This window comes from Streptomyces sp. 135, from assembly GCF_020026305.1.
Lineage (GTDB): Bacteria > Actinomycetota > Actinomycetes > Streptomycetales > Streptomycetaceae > Streptomyces.
The window spans coordinates 4128110-4150830 of record NZ_CP075691.1 but is presented as its reverse complement, the minus strand read 5'-3'; the positions used below and the strand labels follow the sequence as shown (position 1 = coordinate 4150830).

Here is a 22721-nt window from a genome sequence, read left to right as displayed (position 1 = left end):
CTACTATACCCAACCTCGCTCGCGAGCGAGACGCACCGCCGTATGCCGGTTCTCCGCCCCGATCTTGGTGACCGCGGAGGAGAGGTAGTTGCGGACGGTCCCCGGGGAGAGCTTGGCCCGCTCGGCGATCTCCGCGACCGGCGCCCCGTCGGCGGCGAGTTCGAGCACCTCGGCCTCGCGCACGGTCAGCGGCGAGTCCCCCGCGGAGATGGCGTCGGCGGCCAACTCCGGGTCCACGTAACGGTTTCCGGCATGCACGGTGCGGATGATCTCGGCGAGCCGCTGCGCGCTCACCGTCTTCGGCACGAAGCCGCGTACGCCCACCGCGAGGGCCCGCTTGAGATGTCCCGGTCTGCCATGACTCGTCACGATCATGGTGCGGCAGTGCGGCAGTTCGTCCCGCAGGGATGTGGCCACACTCACACCGTCGGCGCCCGGCATCTGGAGATCGAGCACGGCGACATCGGGCCGGTGGGCCCGCGCCATGGCGAGCGCCTCGGGCCCGGTGGCCGCCTCCGCGACGACCACGAGGTCGTCCTCCAGGGCGAGCAGCGCGGCGAGCGCGCCCCGGATGAGGTGCTCGTCATCGGCGAGCAGTACACGCAAGCTCACAGCAGGGCCTCGCTCCGGTCGGTCGGTGTCGGCACCGCGCTCCCCGGGAGCAGCGGTACCGCCGCGGTGAGGCAGAAGCGCCCCTGCCCGGCCGTGAAGTCCAGGGTGCCGTCGACCTCGGCCAGCCGTTCCCGGAGCCCGGCGAGGCCCGAGCCGCCGCCCGACGGCACGGCATCGGGCACGCCGTTGTTCTCGACGGTCAGTGTCGTACGACCGTCCGTCACCGCCAGGGTGATGTCGCAGCGCGTGGCGTCGCCGTGCCGCAGCACGTTGGTGGCCGCCTCCCGCACGACCCAGCCCAGCGCGGACTGCACGGGCGCCGGCAGCCCCGCCGCCGATCCCGTGACCCGGCAGGTGATTCCGGCCGCCTCCAACACACCCTGGGCACCGAGGAGTTCCACGCCGAGGTCGATCTCGCGGTAGCCCCGCACCACCTCCCGCACCTCCCGCTGCGACTCCTGCGCGATCCGCTGCACCTCGACCATCTGATCCACGGCCTCGGGCCGCCCGCGGCGCGCGAGCTGCACCGCCAGCTCGCTCTTGAGGGCGATGACGGCGAGGTTGCGGCCCATGACGTCGTGCAGGTCCCGCCCGAACCGCAGCCGCTCCTCGGCGACCGCGAGGCGCGCCTCCACCTCGCGTGACCGGTCGGCCTCCCACATCACGGAGAGCGTCCAGGCGCCGCAGCGCGCGGAGATCAGCGTCAGGACGCCGGCGAAGCCGATGAGGGCGGCGTATCCGGCGAGCCGCCCGCCGGGCACGCCGACGGCGGCGAACCCGGCCAGGGCGACGGCGTCGATCACCACGATGTGCAGCAGGAACGCCCGGACGGAGACGGCGAAGGCGAGCGACTGGCCGAACGGCACGACCAGGTACAGCGTCGTGAAGCCGATCATGCCCTCGGCGGCACCGTCGACCGCTTCGAGGCCGAGGCTGAGCCCCAGCGCGACGGCCAGCAGGACACCGGAGACGGCGAGGTCGCGGCGTGGCATGCCGCACCGCTTCAGGTAGTGGTCGACCGACCGCCGCAGGGACCGGTTGACGTGGACGCTCTGCGCGGCGGCCACCGCGATCAGCGCCCAGCCGAAGATCAGTGCGGCGGGCTCGTGGCGCAGGCTCAGGCCCAGGGGCAGCGAACCCCAGCTGAGGAAGAAGATCCAGGGCATGGCGTGCCACATGACCATGCTCTGGAACTCGACCCTCTCGATCTTGCTCCGGCCGTGCCAGCCACGCTGCCAGGCCCGTATCCGGCCGACCACGCGGACCGCCTCCCTCAGTGCCGGGGTTCCCAGCGGAACCATCGCCGTACAGCAAACACCGACAGCAGGGTCCAGGCCACCGCCGTGGCGAGGGCACCGAGCGTGTCGGCCGTCGAGAGGTGGCCGGCCCAGCCGCCGCGGATCAGCTCGATGACCGAGGAGAGCGGGAGCAGCTCGCAGAACGCGGCGAGCTTGTCGGGCATGACCTCGAACGGGATGAAGAGCCCGGAGCCGATCATCGACCCGAAGATCAACGGCATGCTCATGACCTGGGCGGACTCGGTGGACCGGCTGAAGCTGCCGGTGACGGCCGCCAGCGCGGCGAACATCACGAGGCCCGCGGCGATGCCGAGCACCACGAGGTGGGGCGCACTCGGCGCCCCGGCGTCCAGGAGCACCGCGCAGCCGATGCTCAGCACCAGGCACTGCGCGATCCCGATGGTGACCGACGGCAGCGCGGCGCCCGCGAGTATCTCGGCGTCCCGCAGCTCGCCGGTGCGCAGCCGCTTGAGCACCAGTTCCTCGCGCCGGGCGACGTAGACGCCGGTCAGCGTGGCGTACACGGCGAAGAGCAGCGAGAAGCCGAGGGCGCTCGGCAGCACGACCGTGCCGAGGGAGAGCCCCGTGCCCTTCAGGTCCAGGCCTTCGGTGGCCTGCCGCATGCTGAGCGGGAGGACGAACGGCACGAACAGTGCCGCGAACAGCGAGCCCTTGCTCCGCCCGAGCAGCGTCAGCTCGGCGCGCGCCAGCGCCCGCATCCGTCCCGCGGGGGTCGTCGACGCCACCGTGCTCATACCGTCATCTCCTTCTCGGCCGGGCGCCCGCCCCGCGTGTTTTCCGCGCCGTCCGTGTTCGTGCCGGGCCTCGCGATCCGCAGGAACGCCTCCTCCAGCGAGGCCGCCCGCACGTCGAGCGCCCCCAGTTCGACCTGTGCGTCCCGGGCCCACAACAGCAGCCCGGTGGCGGCTCGTTGCAGCTCGTGCGTACGCAGCTTCACCCGGCGCCCGGAGGTCTCGTGCCCGCTCACGCCCAGCTCGGCGAGCGGCGGCAGATCGCCGACGAAGTACCCCTCGGGGAGTTCGAAGGAGACGTGGGAGGGCTGCGCCGCGACCACGTCGGCGACGCGCCCCTCGGCGGCGATCCGCCCCTCGTGCAGGATCGCGAGCCGGTCGGCGAGCTCCTCGGCCTCTTCCAGGTAGTGCGTGGTGAGCAGCACGGTCGTGCCGTTGTCCCGCAGGTCGCGGACCAGCTCCCAGGTCTCGCGCCGCCCTTCCGCGTCGAGCCCCGTGGTGGGCTCGTCGAGGAAGAGCACCTCGGGCCGCCCGATGAGCGCCATGGCCAGGTCGAGCCGCCGCTTCTCGCCGCCGGACAGCTGCTTGACGCGCACACCGGCCCGCTTGCCGAGCCCCACGGTCTCCAGGGCCTCCGCGACGGGCCGGGCCCCGCTGGTGCACCCGGCCCACATCCGCACGGTCTCGGCGACCGTCAACTCCGCGGGTAAGCCGCCTTCCTGGAGCATCACGCCGATGCGGGGCCGCACGGCGCTCCGCTCGGTGTACGGGTCGTGCCCGAGCACCCGGACCCGCCCGCCGGCCGGCGCGGCGAGGCCTTCGAGGAGCTCCATGGTGGACGTCTTGCCGGCGCCGTTGGTGCCGAGCAGCGCGAACAGCTCGCCCCGGCCCACGCCGAAGGAGACGCCGCGTACCGCCTCGAAACCGCCCCCGTACACGCGCCGGAGATCGGTCACGTCGATCACTTGGTCAGTCATGGGTAGAGCGTCCCCCGGCCCGGGGCGCGGGAGCAGTGCGCGCTGTCACCGGCCCGCATGACAAATGTCAGAAGCCGGCGGTCCGCCCGCGCGCACGAAGAAGGCCCCGGTCGGATCGACCGGGGCCTTCTTCGATGGAGCGAACGACGAGGTTCGAACTCGCGACCTCAACCTTGGCAAGGTTGCGCTCTACCAACTGAGCTACGTTCGCATTGCCTCCGACCAGCTCTCACTGATCGGCGCGAGCACCAGCTTACCGCAACCAGATGACTGGTCCGTAAGCGATGCGGAGCGGGTGACAGGAATTGCACACTGCGCCTTCCCCCTGGAAGGGGGATGTTCTACTACTGAACTACACCCGCACGACTCCGTGAGGTCCGGCCTTTCGGCCTTGCCCCTCGGCGTGCTCCAGACTCTAGCTGACCAGCGGGGGTGCAGCGCAAGTCGGTTGCCGCGAGGGGCTCGGGGGCCTGCGGCGGCCGCCAGGTCAGTTGGCCGCTTCGAAGGCCTCGTAGACCCTCTTGGGGATGCGGCCGCGCGGCGGGACGTCCAGCTGGTGCGAGCGGGCCCAGGCCCGCACCGCCGACGGGTCGGGGGAGACGGCCGTGTGCCGGAACGCCTTCCCGGACTTCGACTGCTTCCGGGCCGCCTCCAGGTAGGGGGCGAGCGCGGTGCGCAGTTTCTTGGCATTGGTTTGGTTGAGGTCGATCTCGTACGACTTGCCGTCAAGACCGAACGCGACCGTTTCCGCCGCTTCCCCGCCATCCATGTCGTCAAAGAGAGTGACTACGACACGCTGCGCCACGAATATCGGTCCCTTCGTGCGGCTCCACCACGCTGACGTGCGGTGACGCCGACTGTCCGGCTGTTATGGGCAAAGTATCGACTATTGCCATTTCCTTTGTACAGTGCCCGGCATTGCATTGTGAAGTCCGGCCGAATACCTCCGCGTGTCCGATCGCAATGGTGATGCGTGATCTTTTCCTGGATTCCTCGTGAAGGTGTCCTGTTCGATACCCGCCCAGAACCCCGGAACGTGACCGCCATCACGTAGGTTTCTACGAATCTACGCGAGTAGAAATTTTGTGCCGGTAGTCTGAAGGAACCTGCTCAGCACCATGCAAGCAGCACACGCCAGCACCACACACCGGGAGTGCCAGTGGCACGCGTCGTAGTCGACGTCATGCTCAAGCCGGAGATCCTCGACCCCCAGGGCCAGGCGGTGCAGCGTGCACTGCCGCGCCTCGGTTTTGAGGGCATCTCCGACGTACGTCAGGGAAAGCGTTTCGAACTCGAGGTGGACGGGCCGGTCGACGACGCGGCCCTCGCCCGTATCCAGGAGATGGCGGAAACCTTCCTCGCCAACACCGTGATCGAGGACTTCGTCGTAAAGGTGGAGGAAGAGAAGTGACCGCTCGAATTGGCGTCGTCACTTTCCCCGGAACCCTCGACGACCGCGACACCCAGCGCGCCGTCCGCGTGGCGGGCGCCGAGGCCGTGCCGCTGTGGCACAAGGACAAGGACCTCAAGCAGGTGGACGCCGTGGTGCTGCCCGGCGGGTTCTCCTACGGGGACTATCTGCGGGCCGGTGCCATCTCCCGCTTCTCGCCGGTGATGGAGTCCGTCATCGAGCAGGCGAAGGGCGGCATGCCGGTCCTCGGCATCTGCAACGGCTTCCAGGTCCTCACCGAGACGCACCTCCTGCCGGGCGCGATGCTGCGCAACGACCACCTGCACTTCATCTGCCGCGAGCAGAAGCTGCGCGTGGAGAGCGACCGGACCGCCTGGACCGCCGACTACACGGCCGGTCAGGAGATCTCGATCCCGCTCAAGAACATCGACGGGCAGTACACCGCCGACGAGCGGACCCTGGACATGCTGGAGGCCGAGGGCCGCGTCGCCTTCCGGTACCTGGACGGCAACCCCAACGGCTCGCTCCGTGACATCGCCGGCATCACCAACGAGGCGGGCAACGTCGTCGGTCTCATGCCGCACCCCGAGCACGCGGTCGAGCCGCTGGTCGGGACCGGCCGCACCGACGGCCTCGGATTCTTCACCTCGATCCTGAAGAAGCTGGTCAACGCATGACTCTGGACACCGTCAAGCACGCAGCCGAGACCCCCGACGTCAAGCTGCCCTGGGCCGAACTGGGCCTGAAGGAAGACGAGTACGAGCGCGTCCGCGAGATCCTCGGCCGCCGCCCGACCGGCGCCGAGCTCGCCATGTACTCCGTCATGTGGTCCGAGCACTGCTCGTACAAGAGCAGCAAGGTCCACCTGCGGCAGTTCGGCGAGAAGGTGCCGGAGGCTGATACACCGGGAGGGGGCGCGATGCTCGTCGGCATCGGGGAGAACGCCGGTGTCGTGGACGTCGGTCAGGGCTACGCCGTGACCTTCAAGGTCGAGTCGCACAACCACCCCTCGTACGTCGAGCCCTACCAGGGCGCGGCCACCGGCGTCGGCGGCATCGTGCGCGACATCATCGCGATGGGCGCCCGCCCGGTCGCGGTCGTGGACCCGCTGCGGATGGGCGACGCCCACCACCCCGACACCAAGCGCGTGCTCCCCGGCGTCGTCGCCGGCATCGGCGGCTACGGCAACTGCCTGGGCCTGCCCAACATCGGCGGCGAGCTGGTCTTCGACGCCTGCTACCAGGGAAACCCCCTGGTCAACGCCGGTGCCATCGGCGTCATGCGGCACGAGGACATCCACCTGGCGAAGGCGTCGGGCCCCGGCAACAAGGTGATCCTCTACGGCGCCCGCACGGGCGGCGACGGCATCGGCGGCGCCTCGATCCTCGCGAGTGAGACCTTCGACGACACGAAGCCGTCGAAGCGTCCCGCCGTCCAGGTCGGCGACCCCTTCCAGGAGAAGCTCCTCATCGAGTGCACCCTGGAGGCCTTCGCCGAGAAGCTCGTCGTCGGCATCCAGGACCTCGGCGCGGCCGGACTCTCCTGCGCGACCTCGGAGCTGGCGTCGAACGGCTCCGGCGGCATGCGGGTCGAGCTGGACGACGTACCGCTGCGCGACTCCACGCTCACTCCCGAGGAGATCCTCATGAGTGAGTCGCAGGAACGCATGTGCGCCGTGGTCGAGCCCGACAAGGTCGACCGCTTCCTGGAGATCTGCGACAAGTGGGACGTCATCGCCACCGTCGTCGGTGAGGTGACCGACGGCGACCGGCTGGAGATCTTCTGGCACGGCGAGAAGATCGTCGACGTCGACCCGCGCACGGTGGCGCACGACGGCCCGGTCTACGAGCGCCCCTACGCCCGCCCGTCCTGGCAGGACGCCCTCCAGGCCGACGACGCGAACAAGCTGGCCCGCCCGGCGGACGCGGCCGAGCTGCGCGAGCAGGTCCTGAAGCTGGTCGCCGCCCCGAACCAGGCCGCGAAGTCCTGGGTCACCGACCAGTACGACCGCTTCGTGCAGGGCAACACCGTGCTCGCGCAGCCCGAGGACTCCGGGATGATCCGGATCAACGAGGAGACGGGCCTCGGCGTCGCCATCGCCACCGACGGCAACGGCCGGTACGCGAAGCTCGACCCGTACAAGGGCGCCCAGCTCGCGCTCGCCGAGTCGTACCGCAACGTCGCCGCCTCCGGCGCCAAGCCGCTCGCGATCTCGGACTGCCTGAACTTCGGTTCGCCCGAGGACCCGGACGTCATGTGGCAGTTCGCCGAGGCCGTCCGCGGCCTCGCGGACGGCTGCTGCCTGGGCTGACGGCGGATCGACCGGCGGCGTCTCGCTCGACCAGACGGCGGCGAAGCGATCGCACTCCGACGCCGGTCGTCGCCGTGCTCGGCGTGATCGACGACGTGGCCCGGCGCGCCGATCGTTCAGCGGAACGCTCTCCTGCTCGGCTGAGACGCGCGAGGAGACATCGCGCCTGGTCGCAGGTGGTCCACGTCACGGGGGCCGGGGGCTGCCGTAATCTCGTACCCGTGGAACTTGAAGAGCGCGTCGCCGAGCTCGAACGGCGCATGGCGGAGTTCGCAGAGGGCGACTTCTGGGCCCTCGACGCCCTCGGCACGATGACGCGACGGCGGCGATCGACATCGCCGACTGGCACGGCCGACCCGGTGTTCGAGGGCGACTGGTCGGATGCGGCCGAGTCGTTCGCCGCGCTCGGCCATCCCGTACGGCTGCGGCTGCTGCGGGAGATCCTCGGCGGACTGCGCACCGCCGCCGAGCTGGCCGCGCTGGACGACGTCGGGACGACCGGCCAGATCTACCACCACCTGCGCCAACTCACCGGCGCCGGCTGGCTGCACACCTCGGAGCGCGGCCGGTACGAGGTGCCCGCCGGGCGGGTGGTGCCCCTGCTCGTGGTGCTCACCGCCGCGCGCCCGGTGACCTGACCAAGGTTTCGAGCTGTATCTACTCAAGGGGGAGTCATGTCCATAGGCCTGCGCAAGTTCGCCGCGGTGCTCCATCGAATGCTGTGGATGGTGTTCTTCGGCCAGTTCGTCGTCAGGCTCTTCACGGACCTGCCGTACAACTACTGGCTGAGCTGGCTGCCCGCGCTCGGCGCGATCGCCGTCAGCACCACGCTGTCCCGCTCCGCGCGCCGACGGATGGAGGTGGAGCCCCCGGCTCCGGTCGAGGTCGCGCCCCCGGTCATCGGCCGCTGGTCCGCGCTCAACAGCCCCGCCGACAAGGTGCCGAGCCACGGCACGCACTACCTGGCACAGACGTACGCCATCGACATCACGGCCGAGCCGGAGGACGGACCCGCACGCCCCGGTCCCGTCTGGTTCTGGCCCGTCGCCCGGCGCGGCCGGGCCTATCCCGCCTTCGGGGAGCCGCTGTACGCGGTAGCCGACGCCACCGTCGTGCACGCCGAGGACGGCCAGCGCGACCACCTGAGCCGCAGCTCCCTCCTCGGGGTGCTGTACTTCTGGCTGGTCGAGGGCGTCGGCAGGACGCTCGGCGGGGGCCGCCGCGTCATCGGCAACCACGTCGTGCTCGACCTCGGCGGGGGGACGTACGCCCTGTACGCGCACGTCCAGCGGGGCTCTCTCACGGTGCGGGCCGGTGACGAGGTCACCGCCGGGCAGCGGATCGGCGGCTGCGGCAACTCCGGCAACTCCACCGAGCCGCACGTCCACTTCCAGCTGATGGACGGACCCGACCCGGAGACCGCGCGGGGCGTGCCGTTCAGCTGGCGCGGGGTCGGGGTGCCCCGCAACCGCGAGACGTTCACGGTGCGGGAAGAAGCCACCCAGGTACCGTGACCTGCATGACTGAGGAGCTGGGCCTGCGCGCGCGCAAGAAGAGGCAGACCGCCGCGCGGATCTGGAGCGTCGCCGTGGACCTCTGCTCCGAGCGGGGCTTCGACCACGTCTCCGTGGCGGAGATCGCCGAGGCGGCCGACGTGTCGAAGATGACCGTCTTCAACTACTTCGGCACCAAGGAAGGCGTGCTCGTCGGCCCCATGGAGGAGCACGCCGGGGACCCGGCCCGCGCGGTGCGCGAGCGCCGGCCCGGCGAGTCCGCGGTGGCGGCCATGCGCCGCCAGTTCCTGGCCCAGGTCGCCGAGCGCGACCCGTCGATCGGCCTCAGCGGCGACCCGCGCACCCTCAAGGTGCGCCAGCTCATCAACGAGACGCCGACCCTCGCGCACCGCATGGTGATCTTCCACATGCGCAGCGTCCAGCTCCTCGCGGACGCCCTCGCCGAGGAGACGGGCGACACGCTCCTCGCGCGGGTCGCCGCCGCCCAGCTGACCGGTGCCCGCAACGCGCTCATCATGGAGAACCACCGGCGCACCATCGTCGGCGAGCCGCTCGACGACATCGCGAAGGACTGTGCCGCGTCCGCCGAACGCGCCTTCGACCTGGTGGAAAAGGGACTTCAGGGGTACCCCGGAAACGCTTAGGCTCGGTCCATGCCACCGGCCAAGAAGCGCACGCGTACGTACGACTCCGCCAAGATCCGCACCGCCGTGCTAGCCCAGTTCGGCAACGTACGAGAGGCGGTACGCACCCTCACGCCCGAGCAACTGGCCCGCCCCACCCGCCTCGGCGAGTGGACCGTCCACGAACTCGCCGCCCACATCGCGATGGTGCTCGGCACCGTCCACCGCTATCTGGGCGTCCCGGAACCGGCGAAGCACGAAGTGCCGCTCATGGACTGGCCGTTCGCGACCGTCACCGCCGCCGCCCAGGTCGACGAGGACACCCGGGCCATCGCCGAGAGCGCGGGCACGGAGCTGGACGAACTGTTCACGCGCACGCTCACCGGCATCGAGCAGTCGCTGGCGGCCGCGCCCGACGGACGCCTCGTGCCGTCTCGCTTCGGCGCCATGACCCTCGGCGACTTCCTGGTCACCCGCACGGTCGAACTGACCGTGCACACCGACGACTTGAACGACGCCGTGCCGGGCCTCGACGTGCCGTACGACCGGCAGGCCCTGGCCGCCTGCACCCGCCTCCTCGCGGACGCGCTCGCGCTGAAGGCGCCGGGTGCCGCCACGGAGGTGCGCGTCCCGCCGTACGCGGTGGTGCAGTGCGTCGAGGGCCCGCGGCACACCCGCGGCACCCCGCCGAACGTCGTCGAGACCGACCCGCTGACCTGGGTCCGCCTCGCCACGGGACGCGCCGACTGGGCGAGCGCCCTGGACGCCGCGAAGGTCAGCGCGAGCGGGGAGCGGGCCGACCTGTCGGGGCTGCTGCCGATCATGGGGTGACCCGGCCGGTGGGGCGGATGGAACCGACACCCCCACTTGTCCCGTCACATTGCCATGCACACGCAGCGTCTGACCCTGACCCTGACCGCGCTGGCCTCCGCCGGGCTGCTGCTCACCGCATGCGGCACCGAGTCCGGGGCCGGCTCCGAAGGCGGCTCCGGCGGCCGTTCCGTGGAGACGGAGCCGCTCCTCACGGGCGTCCGGTGGAACGTCGACAGCCTCACCGTGGGCGGCAAGACGTACGAGGCCCCCGACGACGCCCACCTCGAGATCGGCAAGGACGGACGGGCCGGTGGCAGCTTCGGCTGCAACTCCGTCGGCGCCGACGTGACGATCAAGGGCGACACCGTGGACTTCGGCGAACCGCTGATGACGGAGCGGGCCTGCGAGGGCGACGGCCGCATGAGGTTCGAGAAGAACGTCGTACGCGCCCTCGGCAAGGAGAAGTTCACCGCGAGGGTCGACGGCGACCGGATGACCCTCACCACCGCCGAGGGGGACCGCATGGCCTTCACCTCACGCCCCGACGGGCCCGAAGCCCCGCTCACCGGCACCAAGTGGACCGTGCGGGCCGTGGGTGACGCCAAGAGCGCCGCGCCGCTGCCGAAGGACGTGGCCGACAAGGTCCACCTCACCTTCGGCGAGGACGGCAAGGTGCGCGGCAACCTCGGCTGCAACGACGTCACCGCCGACGCCGAGGCGAAGGACGGCCGCATCACCTTCGGCACCCCCGCCACCACCCGGAAGATGTGCCCCGGCAAGGCGATGACCACCGAGCGCAGGCTGCTGAAGCTCTTCGACGGCACGGCACGCTACGAACTGGAGCGGAACACCCTGAGGATCACCGCCGCCGACGGCACGGTGATCGACGCGAACACCGCGGAGAAATAGGGTCGCCGCCCCCGCCGTGGGCAGGCCGTGACCACGGCCGTCGTCACCGTCCGTACAGGGCCCGTATCCCCAATTCGGACCAGTGGTCGATCTCGCCTACACTCGAAGATGTGCCACGTGGTGACGGTCGACTCAATCACGATCTGCTTCCCGGCGAGAAGGGCCCCCAGGACGCTTGCGGCGTCTTCGGTGTCTGGGCTCCGGGCGAAGAGGTCGCAAAGCTCACTTACTTCGGGCTCTACGCCCTCCAGCATCGGGGCCAGGAATCCGCGGGAATCGCGGTCAGCAACGGCTCCCAGATCCTCGTCTTCAAGGACATGGGCCTCGTTTCCCAGGTCTTCGACGAAACCTCTCTCGGCTCGCTCCAGGGTCACATCGCGGTCGGTCACGCCCGCTACTCGACCACCGGTGCCTCCGTCTGGGAGAACGCCCAGCCGACGTTCCGTGCCACCGCGCACGGCTCCATCGCGCTCGGGCACAACGGCAACCTCGTCAACACGGCCCAGCTCGCCGAGCTGGTAGCCGACCTGCCCAAGGAGAACGGCCGCGCGACCCAGGTCGCGGCGACCAACGACACCGACCTGGTGACGGCTCTCCTCGCGGGCCAGGTGGACGACGACGGCAAGCCGCTGACCATCGAAGACGCCGCCATGAAGATCCTCCCGCAGGTTCAGGGCGCCTTCTCCCTCGTCTTCATGGACGAGCACACGCTGTATGCGGCCCGCGACCCGCAGGGCATCCGCCCGCTGGTGCTCGGCCGCCTGGAGCGCGGCTGGGTCATCGCCTCCGAGTCCGCCGCGCTCGACATCTGCGGCGCCTCCTACGTCCGCGAGATCGAGCCTGGCGAGTTCGTCGCCATCGACGAGAACGGCCTGCGAACGTCCCGATTCGCAGAAGCGAAGCCTAAGGGCTGCGTCTTCGAGTACGTCTACCTGGCGCGTCCCGACACCGATATCGCCGGGCGGAACGTCTACCTCTCGCGTGTCGAGATGGGCCGCAAGCTCGCCAAGGAAGCCCCCGTCGAGGCCGACCTCGTCATAGCTACGCCCGAATCCGGCACCCCCGCCGCGATCGGGTACGCGGAAGCCTCCGGCATCCCCTTCGGCGCGGGCCTGGTCAAGAACGCCTACGTGGGCCGGACCTTCATCCAGCCCTCGCAGACGATCCGCCAGCTCGGCATCCGCCTCAAGCTGAACCCCCTCAAGGAAGTCATCAAGGGCAAGAAGCTGGTGGTCGTCGACGACTCGATCGTCCGCGGCAACACCCAGCGCGCCCTGGTCAAGATGCTCCGCGAGGCCGGCGCCGCCGAGGTCCACATCCGGATCTCGTCCCCGCCCGTGAAGTGGCCGTGCTTCTTCGGCATCGACTTCGCGACGCGCGCCGAGCTGATCGCCAACGGCATGACCATCGAGGAGATCGGCACGTCGCTCGGCGCCGACTCCCTCTCGTACATCTCCATCGACGGCATGATCGAGGCCACGACCATCGACAAGCCGAACCTCTGCCGCGCCTGCTTCGACGGCGAGTACCCGATGGATCTCCCCGACCCCGAACTGCTCGGCAAGCAGCTCCTGGAGACGGAACTGGCCGCGGGCCCGGCGAGCACTGCCGCCGCCGACGCGATCCGCCGCCCGTAAGACCCCCCGCAGTACGAGCAGTACGACACGAAAGTTCTCACCGTCATGTCTGAGACCACTGGTGCCAGCTACGCAAGCGCGGGCGTCGACATCGAGGCGGGCGACCGCGCCGTCGAGCTGATGAAGGAGTGGGTCAAGAAGACCCAGCGCCCGGAGGTCGCGGGCCTCGGCGGCCTCGGCGGCTTCGCCGGGCTCTTCGACGCCTCCGCCCTCAAGCGCTTCGAGCGCCCCCTGCTCGCCTCCGCCACCGACGGCGTCGGCACGAAGGTCGACGTCGCCCGCCAGATGGGGGTCTACGACACCATCGGCCACGACCTCGTCGCGATGGTCATGGACGACATCGTCGTGTGCGGCGCCGAGCCGCTCTTCATGACCGACTACATCTGTGTCGGCAAGGTCCACCCCGAGCGCGTCGCCGCCATCGTGAAGGGCATCGCCGAGGGCTGCGTCCTCGCCGGCTGCTCGCTCGTCGGCGGCGAGACGGCGGAGCACCCGGGCCTGCTCGGCCCCGACGACTTCGACGTGGCGGGCGCCGGCACCGGCGCGGTCGAGGCCGACCGCCTGCTCGGCCCGGATCGCATCCGTAAGGGTGACGCGGTCATCGCCATGGCCTCGTCCGGTCTTCACTCGAACGGGTACTCGCTCGTCCGGCACGTGGTCTTCGACCGCGCGGGCTGGGCCCTGGACCGGCAGGTCGAGGAGTTCGGCCGCACCCTCGGCGAGGAGCTCCTGGAGCCCACCAAGATCTACTCCCTGGACTGCCTGGCGCTCACCCGCACCACGGACGTCCACGCCTTCAGCCACATCACAGGCGGCGGCCTTGCGGCGAACCTCGCCCGCGTGATCCCGGACGGCCTGCACGCGATCGTCGACCGCGGGACCTGGACCCCGGGCGCGGTCTTCGACGTGGTCGGGAAGACGGGCCAGGTCGAGCGCCTCGAACTGGAGAAGACGCTGAACATGGGCGTCGGCATGATCGCGATCGTCCCCGAGGAGTCGGCGGACGCGGCGCTCACCACCCTCGCCGACCGGGGTGTGGACGCCTGGGTCGCGGGCGAGATCACTGAGCGCGGGGAGCACACCACGGGCGCCGCCCTGATCGGTGACTACGCCAAGTAGGCCCGTGCGGAGGGGTTCAAGGCAGCACAAAACCCGGTCCGGTGTGGTGACCACCCCGGACCGGGTGAAGTGCAGTCGCTACAACGAGGTCAAGCGCCGCGGCGCTGCGACGACGGACCGGACTCATCGGTCGAGTCCTCGTCGTCGTCGACGTTATACAGATCCGCGTACTGGGCGTACGGGTCGTCTTCCTCGTCGTCGTCCTCGAACGGCTCGCCATTCGGCGGCTGTTGCGAAGTCGAAGCGCCCAGCTCATTGGCCAGACGCGACAGGTCAGTCCCGCCGCTGCTGTACTTCAGCTGGCGGGCGACCTTCGTCTGCTTGGCCTTTGCCCGGCCGCGCCCCATGGCTCGACCCCCTCGGATACGGGGCTCGACGGCCCCAGAGTCTTGACACGCGTTCATGATCTAGGACGGACTCTCCTCGGAGAGACCGGTCCGTAGGGCTTCCACGGTACCTGCTCCTGCGGCCATACGGTACGTCGCCCGCAGGACGCGCCTCGGCGCAGAACCCGCGAGGAGCCCCGTCCTCGCTGGTCAACTGCGATTTTAACCTCTTCTTGCCGGGCGACCCGCCGACGGGGGTGAGTCTTGTCTCCTCAACCGAGTCGGCGGGGCCCTGGGCGGTGATCTCAGCAGGCGTCGGCCATCCGCTGCTCGGCGATCCTGTCGGCCGCCGCGGCCGGCGGAATGCCGTCCTGCTTTGCGCGAGCGAATATCGTCAGTGTGGTGTCGAAGATGTTCGCCGCCTTCGCCTTGCACCGGTCGAAGTCGAAGCCGTGCAGTTCGTCGGCGACCTGGATCACGCCGCCCGCGTTCACCACGTAGTCCGGCGCGTAGAGGATCGACCGGTCGGCGAGGTCCTTCTCGACGCCCGGGTGCGCGAGCTGGTTGTTGGCGGCGCCGCACACCACCTTCGCGGTCAGCACGGCCACGGACTCGTCGTCGAGGGCGCCGCCGAGCGCGCAGGGGGCGTAGATGTCGAGGCCCTCCGTGCGGATCAGCGCGTCCGTGTCCGCCACCGCCGTCACCGACGGGTGTCTGTCCAGGACGCGCCGTACGGACTCCTCGCGCACGTCGGTGATCACGACCTCGGCGCCGTCCGCGAGGAGGTGCTCGACCAGGTGGTGGCCGACCTTGCCGACGCCCGCGACGCCGACCTTGCGGTCACGCAGCGTCGGGTCGCCCCACAGGTGCTGGGCACAGGCGCGCATGCCCTGGAAGACGCCGAAGGCGGTGAGGACGGAGGAGTCGCCGGCGCCGCCGTTCTCCGGGGAGCGGCCGGTCGTCCAGCGGCACTCGCGGGCGACGACGTCCATGTCGGAGACGTACGTACCGACGTCGCAGGCCGTCACGTACCGGCCGCCGAGCGAGGCGACGAAGCGGCCGTAGGCGAGGAGGAGGGCCTCGCTCTTGATCTGCTCGGGGTCGCCGATGATCACGGCCTTGCCGCCGCCGTGGTCGAGACCGGCCATGGCGTTCTTGTACGACATCCCGCGCGCGAGGTTCAGCGCGTCGGCGACGGCCTCCTCCTCGCTCGCGTACGGATAGAAGCGGGTGCCGCCGAGGGCCGGGCCCAGGGCGGTGGAGTGGAGGGCGATGACGGCCTTGAGGCCACTGGCGCGGTCCTGGCAGAGCACTACTTGCTCATGGCCGCCCTGCTCCGAGTGGAACAGGGTGTGCAGGACGCCGTTGTCTGCTTCGGTCACGGTGGTGACTCCCGGTCGAGTAGCGGCGGTGGGCGGGCTCCCGTACGGGTGGCGGGGCCCGATGGGCATGAGACTAAAGCCTGTCCACCGCATCTGAGTGCCCGGCGGCGAGGATCACCCGTCTCGCCGAGCGCGGGCCGCGTGAGGGAGCGGCGCGGCGGGCTTCGGCCATGGCACGATCGGCAGTGATTTCGGGGTTGTCCGGTCGGAACGCGGGGGAGAGAAGCAGCCGTGCCCAAGGTGTCATCGGTGACGGTCCCGTACGCGTCCTACTTGCGCGTCTATGAGCCGCTGGCCGCCTTCCCCGAGCCGGAGCGCGGCCACTGGGCGCGCTACGCCCGCCGCTCGGACCACCCCTCGTACCAGGACGAACTCCGGCGCTCCCTGGCCGATTTGGTGCCGACGCCGCCCGTGCCCGTGCCGGTGCACGAGAGCAGCGACGCCTTCGTCCTGGAGATCGACGGGGTGCTGTGCGTCTGCCCGTGGCGGACCCGGCTGCGCGGCTGGCAGGCGATGGGGGAGCTGGCCGGGCAGCTGCCGGCGCCGGTCCTCGACGCGGTGCTCCCGCCGGTGCTCCGCAGCCAGACGGCCGCGGACTACGAGCAGTGGCTCGCCCGCAACCCCGACGCGCGCCCCTGGATCCGTACGTCGACGTGGCAGGTGCCGCTGCACTGGTTCGTGCTCGTGTCGGACGAGGAGCGCTGCTACGACCGCGGCGAGGAGGGCGCGCCCGGTGCCTCACCGGTCCTCCGCTACCGCACCCCGATGGTCCAGGCCCGGCGCCGGGTGGCGCGCGGTCTGAAGACGCTGCGGGACGCGCTGGACGAGGCGCCGCTCATCGAGGGCCTCGTGGACGTCGGCCGGTGGCTGGAGGAGTTCCACCCGCGCTCCCTGGTCGAGCTGGACTACGGCGGCCTCGTGCACGCCCTGCCCGCCGACGAGCTGGACGAGGACCACTCGGCGGCGGATGTGGCCGAGGGGATCGAGGCCCTGCGCAACGGCGACGGCGAGGGGGCCGGCGAGGCGTATGCGAGGCTCGTGGAGCGATGGCGGGCGGTCCGGGACCTTCAGTTCGCGAACTGAGGGACCGTGAGCCGACGGGTGGCAGGACGTAGGTCCCGATCCGGGCCTTTGTGTCAAGCGTGACGGACCGCACTTACGGGGCCCTTGCGCCCATCGCCCCTCCTCATGCCAAAATAGGACAAGGAGTCCGGGGAGGGCTCCTTCCGCCCAAGTAAGGGCGGAATGCTCAGCATTGCACTGTATGGGGGGTCCTGTTGACTCCTGATCGCTCTGTGACTGATCGTCACGGTGGCGTGACTGTCCGCTATGGCATGGTCCATCGGCTTCCGTCGGTGATGAACACCTGGGAGGGCAATTCCATCGGTTTGGCCGACGCGGCTGGACGGATGGTGTAGTTGTAGTGCCGAGGACAAGCCGTTCGTCCTATAACCGACTCGACTCGCGTCCGCCATTTCGGGCAACGCGGGTCAAGGTGCAGAATTTAGAGGAATGAACCGAGAAGGTTCGGTTCTCCCGAGGAGGCCGCTCATGACCGCTCGCACCCCTGATGCCGAGCCGCTGCTGACCCCGGCTGAGGTCGCCACGATGTTCCGCGTCGACCCGAAGACGGTGACGCGCTGGGCCAAGGCTGGCAAGCTCACGTCGATTCGCACGCTCGGCGGACACCGCCGTTACCGCGAGGCTGAGGTCCGCGCACTGCTCGCGGGTATCCCGCAGCAGCGCAGCGAGGCCTGACGTACGCCTGAAGTACCGCTCAACCAGCAGTAACCCGCACAACCCGGGCGAATAGCACCACTGCTGTCAGGTCCCCCAACCTGGCCGTACGTCCGACATATAGCTACACGCGACGCGGGTCCCGCCCCAACGGGATCCACGCCTGAGCCTCATGGGTGAGTCGTTCGATCGCGCTGGACTCCGCCGGGTCCAGCGCGATCTTTTTTTGTGCGCCGAAGAGGTGCTGGTGGGCACGCCCGTGAGCGTCCCTGTTGGTCTCTGGGGAGTCCCCGCGGGGGCACTTGGGGCGTGGCTGGGGAGTGCGCGGAGTGCGCAAGGGGAACGCGAGGGGAGTGGCTCGAGGGTGGTGCAATTGCACATATTAAATTGGCCCGTTGTAGGGAGGGTGTAAGTTCGGGTGTTTCCAAAACCTGTTCGGTGACACCCGTCACATGCCGCGCGCCTTGTTGCGTGCGATGCCCCTGCGCTAGAGGGACTTCGGCGGTACATCGAGCCCTACGCCTCTCAGCCTCCCACCGAGGGGACGGCCCGCGCGTCGGCTTTGGTCATGCCTTGGCGGGACTTTCGTCCTCGCCGGGCACGGCTTCGCCCTCGGCGCGCTCGTCGCCCGCTGCTTCCTCCAGGACGAAGCCGGCGTCGGACAACGCCTCGCCCTCGCCGGGGCGGTGCGGCGAGGGCTCCAGGGCGAGCCTCAGGAGCCGGTGGCAGATCGCGCAGTGCCGCGTCAGGTGGCGGTAGCTCGTGGCCGCCGCTAGGTGGGCACGCAGCAGGGCGCGGGTCTCGTGCCGCGCAGCCGCGGAAGGAACAGAAGAAGCAGACATGCGTCACCTCCGGAGGAGTCTGCCGCCGACTCCCTGCTGTCTGGGGTACCGGCGGAATGTGACGCAGTCAAGACGCGCACGCAAGAACGGGCCGCATCGGAATCGATGCGGCCCGTTCTCCAGCAACTGCGGTCCCGACGGGATTTGCTGTGTCTTTTCGCGGCTGCGCCGCGGGTGCGGCCTCTGGCCGGGTGGGGTGGTCGCCTGGTGCGGAAATGTGGAACGGGCCGCTCCCCCAGGGGATGCGGCCCGTTCTCCTCAACTGCGGTCCTGACGGGATTTGAACCCGCGGCCTCCACCTTGACAGGGTGGCGAGCACTCCAAACTGCTCCACAGGACCTTGCTCGCGGCACGTGTTGCTCCGTTGTGCTGCGAGACGAGACTCTACAGCAGCGCAGGCCCGGCGGTCGAACTCACCCTGCGTGCCCTGCCGGTCACGGCGCGGCCGCGTCGATGGCCTTCACGATCCGCTTGTCCGAGACGGGGTACGCCGTGCCCAGCGCGTGCGCGAAGTAGCTGACGCGCAGCTCCTCGATCATCCAGCGGATGTCCAGCACCTCCCGGGGCACGGGACGTCCTTGCGGCAGCTGCTCCAGAAGCCACAGGTACTCGTCCCGCATCTCGTGGACCTTCTCCATGCGCGAGGTGTCCCGCTGGACGTTGGTCGGCATCTGCTGGAGGCGGCGGTCGGCGGCCACCATGTACCGCATCAGGTCCGGCAGGCGCTCCAGGCCCGTCTCCGTCACGAAGCCCGGCTTGATCAGGGAGTCCAACTGCTCCCGCACGTCCGCCAGATTGGCGAGGAGCACCGGGCTCCTCACCGACTTCAGGCGCCGCTCACAGGCCTGCCAGGCGGCGAGGACCTGCTGCACCTGTCCGACGACCCGCACGGTCGTGTCGACGATCTCCGCACGCACCTTGTCGAAGAGCTTGCGGTACGACTCCTCGTCCCAGGCGGGCCCGCCGAAGTCCGCGATCAGCTTGTCCGCCGCGGCCATCGCGCAGTCGTCGAAGAGCGCCTGCATGGAGCCGTGCGGATTCGCGGACAGGGCGAGCTTCTGCTGGTTCGTCAGCTTGTCCGAGGCGAACTTTCCGGGGTTGACCGGGATGTTGCGCAGGATGAGCCGGCGGGTGCCCTTCCACATCGCCTGCCGCTGCTCGGCCTCGGTGTCGAAGAGGCGTACGGAGACCGTGTCCGCCCCGGGCCCTCCGTCGTCCACCAGGGCCGGGTACGCCTTCACGGGCTGTCCCGCCCTGCGGGTCTCGAAGACGCGGCTGAGCGTGCCGATGGTCCAGTCCGTGAGGCCCGTCCGCTCGACCGCCGAGCCGCCCGTCCGCTCGGCGGTCGCGGCGGCGGCCTGGGAGAGCGCCTTGCGGGCCTTCGGGCGGAGCTGGAGCTTCAGGGCCTCCAGGTCCTTGTCCTCGGCGAGCTTCTTGCGCCGCTCGTCGGTGATCCGGAACGTGATCTTCAAGTGGTCCGGTACGCGCGTCAGATCGAAGTCGTCGGGCGTGACCGGCACGCCCACCATCCGCTGGAGCTCGCGCGCCAGCGTGACGTGCAGCGGCTCCTGCAACGGAACCGCCCGCTCCAGGAACGCCTTCGCGAAATTCGGCGCCGGGACGTAGTTCCGGCGGATCGGCTTGGGCAGGGAGCGGATCAGCTCGACGACCACGTCCTCGCGCAGACCCGGGATCTGCCAGTCGAAGCCCTCGTCCGTGACCTGGTTCAGCACCTGGAGCGGGATGTGGACCGTGACGCCGTCCGCGTCCGCGCCCGGCTCGAACTGGTACGTCACCTTGAACTTCAGCGGACCCTGGCGCCACGAGTCGGGGTAGTCGTCCTTGGAGACGTCCCCCGCCTTCTCGTTGATGAGCATCGACCGCTCGAAGTCGAGCAGTTCGGGCTCTTCCCGCTGCTTCTTCTTCCACCACGAGTCGAAGTGCGCTCCGGAGACGACCTCTTGGGGGACCCGCTGGTCGTAGAAGTCGAAGAGCGTCTCGTCGTCGACGAGGATGTCGCGGCGCCGGGCGCGGTGCTCCAGCTCCTCGACCTCCGTGAGCAGCTTGCGGTTGGCGGCGAAGAACTTGTGGTGCGTACGCCAGTCGCCCTCGACGAGGGCGTTGCGGATGAACAGGTCGCGGGAGACCTCGGGGTCGATGCGGCCGTAGTTCACCTTGCGGTCGGTGACGATCGGGACGCCGTACAGCGTGACCTTCTCGGTCGCCACCACCGCCGCCTGGTCCTTCTCCCAGTGCGGCTCGCTGTACGTGCGCTTGAGGAGGTGCTGCGCGAGCGGCTCGACCCACTCGGGCTCGATCTTCGCGTTGACACGCGCCCACAGGCGGGAGGTCTCCACCAGCTCGGCCGACATGATGAAGCGCGGGGGCTTCTTGAAGAGCGCGGAGCCGGGGAAGATCGCGAACTTGGCGTTGCGGGCGCCGATGTACTCGCCCCGCCCGCCGCGCTGCTTGGGGTCCTTGCCGTCCTTGCCGTCCCTGTTCTCCTTGGAGTCCTTCACGTCCTTCAGCCCGATGTGGGAGAGGAGGCCGGCGAGGAGGGAGATGTGGACGTGCTGCTCGGGGGCGTCTTCCTCGTTGAGGTGGATGCCCATCTGCTTGGCGACCGTACGCAGCTGCGTATAGATGTCCTGCCATTCGCGAATGCGCAGGAAGTTGAGGTACTCCGCCTTGCACATCCGGCGGAACGACGACGAGCCGCGCTCCTTCTGCTGCTCGCGGACGTACCGCCACAGGTTCAGGTACGCGAGGAAGTCGCTCGTCTCGTCCTTGAAGCGGGCGTGCTGCTGGTCGGCCTGCGCCTGCTTCTCCGCCGGGCGCTCGCGCGGGTCCTGGATGGAGAGCGCCGCCGCGATCACCATGACCTCGCGCACGCAGCCGTTCTTGTCGGCCTCCAGGACCATGCGGGCGAGCCGCGGGTCCACCGGCAGCTGGGCCAGCTTGCGGCCCTGCTGGGTCAGCCGCTTCTTGGGGTCCTTCTGGGTGGGGTCCAGCGCGCCGAGCTCCTGGAGGAGCTGGACGCCGTCGCGGATGTTGCGGTGGTCCGGCGGGTCGATGAACGGGAACTTCTCGATGTCGCCGAGACCGGCCGCGGTCATCTGGAGGATGACGGAGGCGAGGTTCGTACGGAGGATCTCCGCGTCCGTGAACTCGGGGCGCGAGAGGAAGTCGTCCTCGCTGTACAGGCGGATGCAGATGCCGTCCGACGTACGTCCGCAGCGGCCCTTGCGCTGGTTGGCGCTGGCCTGGCTGATCGCCTCGATGGGCAGCCGCTGCACCTTCGTACGGTGGCTGTAGCGGGAGATGCGGGCCGTGCCCGGGTCGATCACGTACTTGATGCCGGGGACGGTCAGGGACGTCTCGGCGACGTTGGTGGCCAGGACGATTCTTCTGCCGGTGTGCTGCTGGAAGACGCGGTGCTGCTCGGCGTGCGAGAGGCGGGCGTAGAGCGGCAGGACCTCGGTGAACCGGTAGTTCTTCTTGTTCAGCGCGTCCGCGGTGTCGCGGATCTCGCGCTCTCCGGAGAGGAAGACGAGGATGTCGCCCTTGCCCTCGGCCTGGAGCTCCTCGACGGCGTCGGTGATCGCGGTGATCTGGTCCCGGTCGGAGTCGTCGGAGTCCTCTTCGAGGAGGGGGCGGTAACGCACCTCGACGGGGAAGGTGCGCCCGGAGACCTCCACGATCGGCGCGTCCCCGAAGTGCCGTGAGAAGCGCTCGGGGTCGATGGTCGCCGAGGTGATGACGACCTTCAGGTCGGGGCGCCTGGGCAGCAGCTGGGCCAGATAGCCGAGCAGGAAGTCGATGTTGAGGGACCGCTCGTGGGCCTCGTCGATGATGATCGTGTCGTACGCGCGCAGCTCGCGGTCCGTCTGGATCTCGGCCAGCAGGATGCCGTCCGTCATCAGTTTGATGAAGGTGCCGTCCGGGTTCACCTGGTCGGTGAAGCGGACCTTCCAGCCGACGGCCTCGCCGAGCGGGGTGTCCATCTCCTCGGCCACGCGCTCGGCGACCGTACGGGCCGCGATGCGGCGGGGCTGCGTGTGGCCGATCATGCCGCGCACGCCCCGGCCGAGCTCCAGGCAGATCTTGGGGATCTGCGTGGTCTTGCCGGAACCGGTCTCGCCCGCGACGATCACGACCTGGTGGTCGCGTATCGCGTCGGCGATGTCGTCCTTCTTCTGGCTGACCGGGAGCTGCTCGGGATACGTGATCGCGGGCACGCGGGAGCGGCGCTCGGCCATCCGCGCCTCGGCCTTCTCCACGTCCGCCGCGATCTCGGCGAGGACTGCGGCGCGGGCCTCGGGTTTGCGGATCCGGCGCGCACCCTCCAGCCGGCGGCCGATCCGGTGCTCATCGCGCAGCGAGAGCTCGGACAGGCGGGGGGCGAGGGTGTCGAGGGTGAGGGCGGGCTGCGTAGACATACGCCGTCCAGGATCTCAC

Annotated in this window: 20 protein-coding genes, 3 tRNA genes and 1 pseudogene; 12 read left to right on the top strand and 12 right to left on the bottom strand. The window is 69.8% G+C overall.

Annotated elements, in window-relative coordinates:
* Positions 1 to 3 precede the first annotated feature (3 nt).
* From KKZ08_RS18665 to KKZ08_RS18635, 7 genes are all read right to left on the bottom strand, one after another.
* Positions 4 to 612 (bottom strand): response regulator transcription factor, encoded by a 609-nt coding sequence (locus KKZ08_RS18665; RefSeq protein ID WP_223775540.1) that lies wholly within the window; start codon positions 610 to 612, stop codon positions 4 to 6.
* Positions 609 to 1913: a histidine kinase gene (locus KKZ08_RS18660; protein ID WP_223775539.1), complete on the bottom strand. Its 1305-nt coding sequence runs from the start codon at positions 1911 to 1913 to the stop codon at positions 609 to 611. The genes KKZ08_RS18665 and KKZ08_RS18660 overlap by 4 nt, the downstream gene beginning before the upstream one ends.
* The gene (locus tag KKZ08_RS18655; protein ID WP_223775538.1) at positions 1886 to 2665 is read right to left on the bottom strand and encodes an ABC transporter permease; all 780 of its coding nucleotides are present in this window, start codon (positions 2663 to 2665) and stop codon (positions 1886 to 1888) included. The genes KKZ08_RS18660 and KKZ08_RS18655 overlap by 28 nt, the downstream gene beginning before the upstream one ends.
* A complete protein-coding gene (locus tag KKZ08_RS18650; RefSeq protein ID WP_223775537.1) occupies positions 2662 to 3639 on the bottom strand; it encodes an ABC transporter ATP-binding protein in 978 nt (325 codons plus the stop codon). The genes KKZ08_RS18655 and KKZ08_RS18650 overlap by 4 nt, the downstream gene beginning before the upstream one ends.
* A gap of 135 nt (positions 3640 to 3774) precedes the next feature.
* Positions 3775 to 3850, bottom strand: a tRNA-Gly gene (locus KKZ08_RS18645).
* A 79-nt stretch (positions 3851 to 3929) separates the two neighbouring features.
* Positions 3930 to 4001 (bottom strand) — tRNA-Gly (locus KKZ08_RS18640).
* 125 nt (positions 4002 to 4126) lie between these two features.
* Positions 4127 to 4444, bottom strand: coding sequence for an Lsr2 family protein (locus KKZ08_RS18635; RefSeq protein WP_223775536.1), 318 nt, complete (start codon positions 4442 to 4444; stop codon positions 4127 to 4129).
* A gap of 354 nt (positions 4445 to 4798) precedes the next feature.
* Here KKZ08_RS18635 and purS point away from each other — a divergent pair, with 354 nt between their 5' ends.
* From purS to purM, 10 genes and pseudogenes are all read left to right on the top strand, one after another.
* Positions 4799 to 5050 (top strand): phosphoribosylformylglycinamidine synthase subunit PurS, encoded by a 252-nt coding sequence (gene purS, locus KKZ08_RS18630; protein ID WP_223775535.1) that lies wholly within the window; start codon positions 4799 to 4801, stop codon positions 5048 to 5050.
* Positions 5047 to 5727: a phosphoribosylformylglycinamidine synthase subunit PurQ gene (gene purQ / locus KKZ08_RS18625; RefSeq protein WP_223775534.1), complete on the top strand. Its 681-nt coding sequence runs from the start codon at positions 5047 to 5049 to the stop codon at positions 5725 to 5727. Before purS ends, purQ begins: the two co-directional genes overlap by 4 nt.
* A pseudogene (gene purL / locus KKZ08_RS18620) lies at positions 5724 to 7468 on the top strand (phosphoribosylformylglycinamidine synthase subunit PurL); the annotation flags it as partial. The gene purQ and the pseudogene purL, both read left to right, overlap by 4 nt.
* Before the next feature lie 114 nt (positions 7469 to 7582).
* Positions 7583 to 7999: a helix-turn-helix domain-containing protein gene (locus tag KKZ08_RS18615; protein WP_223779103.1), complete on the top strand. Its 417-nt coding sequence runs from the start codon at positions 7583 to 7585 to the stop codon at positions 7997 to 7999.
* A gap of 36 nt (positions 8000 to 8035) precedes the next feature.
* Entirely contained in the window at positions 8036 to 8875 is an 840-nt protein-coding gene (locus tag KKZ08_RS18610) for a M23 family metallopeptidase (RefSeq protein ID WP_223775533.1), read from the top strand.
* A gap of 5 nt (positions 8876 to 8880) precedes the next feature.
* Positions 8881 to 9519, top strand: coding sequence for a TetR/AcrR family transcriptional regulator (locus tag KKZ08_RS18605; protein WP_223775532.1), 639 nt, complete (start codon positions 8881 to 8883; stop codon positions 9517 to 9519).
* Positions 9520 to 9528: 9 nt separating this feature from the next.
* Positions 9529 to 10329 (top strand): maleylpyruvate isomerase family mycothiol-dependent enzyme, encoded by an 801-nt coding sequence (locus tag KKZ08_RS18600; RefSeq protein WP_223775531.1) that lies wholly within the window; start codon positions 9529 to 9531, stop codon positions 10327 to 10329.
* Positions 10330 to 10383: 54 nt separating this feature from the next.
* Positions 10384 to 11220, top strand: a complete 837-nt coding sequence (locus KKZ08_RS18595; protein ID WP_223775530.1) for an META domain-containing protein — start codon at positions 10384 to 10386, stop codon at positions 11218 to 11220.
* Positions 11221 to 11330: 110 nt separating this feature from the next.
* Positions 11331 to 12857 carry an amidophosphoribosyltransferase gene (gene purF / locus KKZ08_RS18590; protein ID WP_223775529.1) on the top strand — a complete coding sequence of 509 codons (1527 nt, stop codon included), beginning with the start codon at positions 11331 to 11333 and terminating at the stop codon, positions 12855 to 12857.
* Between the two features lie 45 nt (positions 12858 to 12902).
* Positions 12903 to 13976: a phosphoribosylformylglycinamidine cyclo-ligase gene (gene purM / locus KKZ08_RS18585; RefSeq protein ID WP_223775528.1), complete on the top strand. Its 1074-nt coding sequence runs from the start codon at positions 12903 to 12905 to the stop codon at positions 13974 to 13976.
* A gap of 89 nt (positions 13977 to 14065) precedes the next feature.
* Here the strand turns inward: purM and KKZ08_RS18580 are convergent, their stop codons facing one another.
* Positions 14066 to 14323 carry a DUF3073 domain-containing protein gene (locus KKZ08_RS18580; protein ID WP_223775527.1) on the bottom strand — a complete coding sequence of 86 codons (258 nt, stop codon included), beginning with the start codon at positions 14321 to 14323 and terminating at the stop codon, positions 14066 to 14068.
* A 284-nt stretch (positions 14324 to 14607) separates the two neighbouring features.
* Complete coding sequence (locus KKZ08_RS18575; RefSeq protein WP_223775526.1) at positions 14608 to 15684, bottom strand: Glu/Leu/Phe/Val dehydrogenase dimerization domain-containing protein; 1077 nt, start codon at positions 15682 to 15684, stop codon at positions 14608 to 14610.
* A gap of 231 nt (positions 15685 to 15915) precedes the next feature.
* On the opposite strand from KKZ08_RS18575, the gene KKZ08_RS18570 reads away from it, so the two are divergent.
* The gene (locus KKZ08_RS18570; RefSeq protein ID WP_223775525.1) at positions 15916 to 16767 is read left to right on the top strand and encodes a hypothetical protein; all 852 of its coding nucleotides are present in this window, start codon (positions 15916 to 15918) and stop codon (positions 16765 to 16767) included.
* A 468-nt stretch (positions 16768 to 17235) separates the two neighbouring features.
* Positions 17236 to 17442 (top strand): developmental transcriptional regulator BldC, encoded by a 207-nt coding sequence (bldC, locus tag KKZ08_RS18565; RefSeq protein WP_003949541.1) that lies wholly within the window; start codon positions 17236 to 17238, stop codon positions 17440 to 17442.
* Positions 17443 to 17987: 545 nt separating this feature from the next.
* Here the strand turns inward: bldC and KKZ08_RS18560 are convergent.
* The 3 genes from KKZ08_RS18560 to hrpA form a co-directional block, all read right to left on the bottom strand.
* Positions 17988 to 18263: a DUF6274 family protein gene (locus KKZ08_RS18560; protein WP_223775524.1), complete on the bottom strand. Its 276-nt coding sequence runs from the start codon at positions 18261 to 18263 to the stop codon at positions 17988 to 17990.
* A gap of 265 nt (positions 18264 to 18528) precedes the next feature.
* Positions 18529 to 18603: transfer RNA gene (locus KKZ08_RS18555), tRNA-Asp, on the bottom strand.
* Between the two features lie 94 nt (positions 18604 to 18697).
* A complete protein-coding gene (hrpA, locus tag KKZ08_RS18550; RefSeq protein ID WP_223775523.1) occupies positions 18698 to 22702 on the bottom strand; it encodes an ATP-dependent RNA helicase HrpA in 4005 nt (1334 codons plus the stop codon).
* Positions 22703 to 22721 lie beyond the last annotated feature (19 nt).

Coding starts and splice junctions, on each gene's coding strand:
- hrpA (WP_223775523.1), bottom strand. CDS start 22,702: ATGTCTACGCAGCCCGCCCTCACCCTCGACACCCTCGCCCCCCGCCTG.
- KKZ08_RS18610 (WP_223775533.1), top strand. CDS start 8,036: ATGTCCATAGGCCTGCGCAAGTTCGCCGCGGTGCTCCATCGAATGCTG.
- KKZ08_RS18605 (WP_223775532.1), top strand. CDS start 8,881: ATGACTGAGGAGCTGGGCCTGCGCGCGCGCAAGAAGAGGCAGACCGCC.
- KKZ08_RS18655 (WP_223775538.1), bottom strand. CDS start 2,665: ATGAGCACGGTGGCGTCGACGACCCCCGCGGGACGGATGCGGGCGCTG.
- KKZ08_RS18650 (WP_223775537.1), bottom strand. CDS start 3,639: ATGACTGACCAAGTGATCGACGTGACCGATCTCCGGCGCGTGTACGGG.
- KKZ08_RS18595 (WP_223775530.1), top strand. CDS start 10,384: ATGCACACGCAGCGTCTGACCCTGACCCTGACCGCGCTGGCCTCCGCC.
- KKZ08_RS18600 (WP_223775531.1), top strand. CDS start 9,529: ATGCCACCGGCCAAGAAGCGCACGCGTACGTACGACTCCGCCAAGATC.
- KKZ08_RS18660 (WP_223775539.1), bottom strand. CDS start 1,913: ATGGTTCCGCTGGGAACCCCGGCACTGAGGGAGGCGGTCCGCGTGGTC.
- purM (WP_223775528.1), top strand. CDS start 12,903: ATGTCTGAGACCACTGGTGCCAGCTACGCAAGCGCGGGCGTCGACATC.
- KKZ08_RS18560 (WP_223775524.1), bottom strand. CDS start 18,263: ATGTCTGCTTCTTCTGTTCCTTCCGCGGCTGCGCGGCACGAGACCCGC.
- KKZ08_RS18580 (WP_223775527.1), bottom strand. CDS start 14,323: ATGGGGCGCGGCCGGGCAAAGGCCAAGCAGACGAAGGTCGCCCGCCAG.
- bldC (WP_003949541.1), top strand. CDS start 17,236: ATGACCGCTCGCACCCCTGATGCCGAGCCGCTGCTGACCCCGGCTGAG.